This window comes from Sandarakinorhabdus sp., from assembly GCF_040398645.1.
Taxonomy (GTDB): Bacteria; Pseudomonadota; Alphaproteobacteria; order Sphingomonadales; family Sphingomonadaceae; genus Sandarakinorhabdus.
On record NZ_JBBATR010000054.1, the window covers coordinates 2,921 to 7,556 of the forward strand.

The window sequence follows — 4,636 nt, forward strand, 5'->3', positions numbered from 1 at the left end:
TGTCGTTCGCCAGCTTTGCCGTCGCGTTCGTGGCGCGGCCGATTGGCGCGCTGGTGTTTGGCCATTATGGCGACCGGCTGGGGCGCAAATCGACATTGGTGGCCTCACTGCTGCTGATGGGCGGATCGACGTTCGCCATCACCTTCTTGCCGACCTACGCTGCAATAGGCCTGGCCGCACCGATCATCCTGTGCCTGCTGCGTTTCGGGCAGGGCTTTGGTCTTGGCGGTGAATGGGGCGGCGCGGCGCTGCTGGCGGTCGAAAATGCGCCACCAGGCTGGCGGGGGCGCTATGGCATGTTCCCGCAACTGGGCGCGCCGGTGGGCTTCATTGCCGCAAATGGCCTGTTCCTGATGCTCGGCCTCTGGCTCGACGACGGCGAATTTTTGAATTGGGGCTGGCGGCTGCCGTTTGCCGGATCGATCCTGCTGGTCGGCATCGGGCTGTGGGTCCGCCTGAACATATTGGAAACACCGGCTTTTGCCGCCATGGCCCGGCATGAAACGCCGCCGGCCGTGCCTCTGGTCGAACTGATCCGCGACCATGGCCGCGCCACCCTGTGCGGTGTGGCTGCGGCGGTCACCTGCTTTGCCATTTTCTACATCGCAACAGCGTTTGCGCTGGGCTATGGAACCACGGCGCTGGGCTACAGCCGCGCCGAATTTCTGCAATTGCAACTGGGCGCGATCCTGTTTCTGGCGGCGGGCATCTTGATCGCCGGCTGGCTATCGGATCGCACCTCGCCGCGCCAGGTGCTGATGATTGGCAGCCTTGCCAGCATCGGCGTTGGCGCCGCGATGGGGCCATTGATGCAGGCCGGCGGCGTTGGCGTATTTGCCTTTCTGGCGCTGGGGCTGTTCGTGATGGGCTTTGTTTATGGCCCGCTGGGGGCGTTCCTGCCCGGCCTGTTCCCGGCGCGGGTGCGTTACACCGGGGCCAGCGTTGCCTTCAACATGGGCGGCATCATCGGTGGCGGCCTGACACCGGTGATAGGCCAGGCATTGGCGAGCGGTTATGGCATTGGCGCGGTCGGCTGGTATCTGGCGGGCGCCGCGTTGGTCAGCGCCGCAGGCCTTGCACTCTTGCCGAAGGGAGATGCGGGTTCTAGCGTTGCGGCATGATCCTGCGCGCACTCCTCCTCGCTTCCCTCCTCGCCGCCCCGGCGCTGGCGTCTGTCACCGCGGAGGAGGAATATGCCGCAGCCGTGATCAGCCGCTGGCAGAAAACCGCCAATGCGGTGTCCATCACCCGCGACGATTTCGGCATCCCGCATATCAAGGGCAAGACCGACGCAGACGCCGTGTTCGGCATGATCTACGCGCAGGCCGAAGACGATTTCTTCCGGGTTGAAACCAATTTCATCAATGCTCAGGGACGCTTGGCCGAAACGGAAGGCGAAAGCGCGGTCTGGCGCGACCTGCGGATGAAATTGTTTATTGAGCCAACAGAATTGCAGCGTGATTACAAGCGTTCGCCGGGCTGGCTGAAATCGCTGTGCGAGGCGTGGGCCGGCGCGCTTAACTTCTACCTGGCCACCCACCCAAGCGTGCGCCCCCGCGTCATCACCCGCTTCGAACCATGGATGGCGCTCAGCTTCTCTGAAGGCAGCATCGGCGGCGATATCGAAAGCATCAACCTCGGCCGCCTCGAATCCTTCTACACAGGCCAATCGGTGAAGTTATCGGCGGTCGAACTGGGCAGCGAACGCGAAGAACCCGCCGGATCGAACGGCTTTGCGCTGGCACCCGGCCGCAGCACCACCGGCGACGCCCTGCTGCTGATCAATCCGCACACCAGCTTTTATTTCCGCAGCGAAGCCAAGGTTGAAAGCGCCCAAGGCCTGGACACCTATGGTGCGTCCACCTGGGGGCAGTTTTTCGTCTATCAGGGCTTCAACCGGCATGTCGGCTGGATGCACACCTCATCTGGCGTTGATAATATTGATGAATATATATTGACGGTTGAGAAGAGGGCCGGTCGCTGGCATTATCTGCATGGAACTGCGTGGCGCCCGCTGGCTGAAAAAACCATCAGTGTGCCCTTCAAGGCTGCCGATGGCAGCATGAGCAGCCGCGGCTTCACGACCTGGCGGTCGCACCACGGCCCAGTGATCCGCGCCGAAAATGGCAAATGGATCGCGATTGCCCTGATGCACCGGCCCGTCGCTGCGCTGGAACAAAGCTTCTTGCGCACCAAAACCACGGATCTCGCCAGCTATCTGCAAGTCGCGTCGCGCCATGCCAACAGCAGCAACGCCACGCTGTTTGCCAGCAGCAAGGGCGAGATTGCCTATCTTCACCCACAATTCGTGCCGGTGCGTGACAAGCGCTTCGATTGGGCCAAGCCCGTGGACGGCACTGATCCGGCCACCGACTGGCTGGGCGAACACAGCCTTGATCAATTGCCCAGCGTGATCAACCCCGGCAGCGGATTTGCGTTCAACGTCAACAATTGGCCCTGGACGGCCGCCGGCCCGGACAGTCCCAAACAAGCCGCCTATCCCCGCTATATGGACCGTGCCGGTGAAAATCCGCGCGGACCCAACGCGCTGCGCCTGCTGAGCGGTGACAAGAAATTCGATCTTTCCAGCTTGCTCACAGCGGCTTATGATCCCTATTTGCAGGGCTTTGCTGACACTATCCCGGCCGTGGTCAGCGCTTGGGAAGCGCTGCCTGCCGCTGATGCGCAGCGCGCGCGCCTCGCCGGTCCGGTTGCTGCGCTTAAGGCGTGGGATTATCGCACCAGCGAAGCCTCAAGTGCAGCCAGCCTCGCCATGTTCTGGGGCGAAGAGATGGTAAAGCGCTTCGGCCCGGTTGCACGGCTGGATGAGGAGGCGATCGTGTCCTATCTGGCCAGCGCCAAAGTGCCGGATGCCGATCGCCTTGCCGCCCTGGATGCCGCAATCGTCAAGCTGGCCGGCGACTTTGGCGGCTGGGACGTGCCCTGGGGCCACATCAACCGCTTCCAGCGCCTGACTGGCAATGTGGCACAGGTTTATGATGACAAATTGCCCAGTACGCCCATCGGCTTTGCCAGCGGAAACTGGGGCAGCCTGGCCAGCTTCGGTGCCCGCCAACGCGACGGGGCGAAACGCTGGTATGGCGATTACGGCAACAGCTTCGTGGCGGTTGTCCGCTTCGGCAAGAATGGCCCGGAAGCCCGCGCTGTCCACGCCGGCGGCATCAACAGCAGCCCTGCCAGCCCGCACTTTGCCGACCAGGCTGAGCGGTATCGCCAGCATGATTTCCGCCCGGTCTATTTTACCGATGTGCAGCTATCGGGGCATGTGGAGCGGACATATCGTCCCGGAGGGTGACGTTGCTGCCGCGCAAACAAGGCGATAGTGTCGCCCTGTGGCACCATGCGGCCATTTTGGTGCTGCCGTTCCCAAATAGCGCAGAAAACCAGAAATCGTGGACAAAATAACCAAATAGGTGATTTCTTGTTGACTCGATCCGCGCATTGGGTTAGAGCAAAAGTGTGCTTCGAGCGCTAATCCGGACGGTGCAACAAAGCCTGACAATGGGGCCTGACAAAGGGGCCGGACAGCCAGGCGGGATAACTGGAGCACGGGCAACGGGTCCCGGCAGCGAACGTCCCATAGGGGGAAAACGCTTTGATTTCTTGACAAAGCTTGGGTGATTCGGCTTGCATTGGCATGTCTATTTTCCGGAGGGGGAAACCATAGGACAGCTTGTGTTTGCGGGGGGTGTCCGTGTCCCGAGTGTTTCGTGGCGTTCTCGATGATCAACAATTGGCCGTGTTCAAACAAATTGCCGCGTACAAGACGGGGAGCGAAGCTGCGGCTGCCCTGCGGATCAAACCAGCCGAAGTTGAGCGCGTCGTTCGCAGGACGTGCGGCCAACTCGGTGTGACACGCCGGCGCGATGCAGCCGCCATCATTGCTCGTCACTATGGCTGGCCGGAACACGGCACTCCTGGCCAGCGTTTCCACCAAAATGGTGCAAATTGCGCCAAAATGGCATCTGAACCTGCACCAGCACTGCGTGAAGAATCCGAAAAATACTCTTATGGTAAAAATGTTGGAAGCTTCCATGCTACACAGGAACAAAACATGGACAAATCTTCCAATCTTGCCAGCTTGAAAATTGCTTTGTCCAAAGCGTCAGCAATGGACCTGAGCATCATTTTGAGAAGGTCAGCAATATTGCTGATCAGTATGATGCTTGCCCTCGGGGCAATCGCATCACTGTTGCAAGGATACGACGCAATCATCAGTTCCTGACGTTTCTCTATTCGTTCAACCCTCATGAAAGGCAATAACATGTCGAACAAGATGCAAGTTGCGCGCACTGTCGCGGAACACCTGTTTGCCACTGAAGACGCCATTGATGCTGCCATCGCCTGCGCCGCCGGCCTGGTTGGCTACATGCCGGTTGCGCGCAAAGCGGTTCGAGCGTCGGTTGCTGTTGGCCAACCGGCCTTCCAGCAAGTGATTGCCAGCATGGCCACATTGGCCGAAGCCCGGCGTCAGATGGTGGATGCCCACGCAGCATTTGCCGATGCCGGCCAACGCGTGAATCTGCCGGCCGTGAACTTCGGCGGCCTCGTAGACAAGCCGCGCTACCACGACCAGGCTCACTTGCGCGTTGTCGAAGAGGACCGCGCGGCATGA

The 4,636-nt window shown here is 60.7% G+C and carries 4 protein-coding genes; 3 read left to right on the top strand and 1 reads right to left on the bottom strand.

Annotated elements, in window-relative coordinates:
* The 3 genes from ABWP50_RS10940 to ABWP50_RS10950 form a co-directional block, all read left to right on the top strand.
* The coding region (locus tag ABWP50_RS10940) for an MFS transporter (RefSeq protein ID WP_353218019.1) at positions 1–1,121 on the top strand (1,121 nt) is incomplete at its 5' end.
* Positions 1,118–3,316: a penicillin acylase family protein gene (locus ABWP50_RS10945; RefSeq protein WP_353218020.1), complete on the top strand. Its 2,199-nt coding sequence runs from the start codon at positions 1,118–1,120 to the stop codon at positions 3,314–3,316. The genes ABWP50_RS10940 and ABWP50_RS10945, both read left to right, overlap by 4 nt.
* A gap of 399 nt (positions 3,317–3,715) precedes the next feature.
* Positions 3,716–4,246 carry a hypothetical protein gene (locus ABWP50_RS10950; RefSeq protein WP_353218021.1) on the top strand — a complete coding sequence of 177 codons (531 nt, stop codon included), beginning with the start codon at positions 3,716–3,718 and terminating at the stop codon, positions 4,244–4,246.
* Positions 4,247–4,261: 15 nt separating this feature from the next.
* Here ABWP50_RS10950 and ABWP50_RS10955 read toward each other — a convergent pair.
* Positions 4,262–4,636: hypothetical protein (locus ABWP50_RS10955; protein ID WP_353218022.1), on the bottom strand; the 375-nt coding region annotated here is incomplete at its 5' end.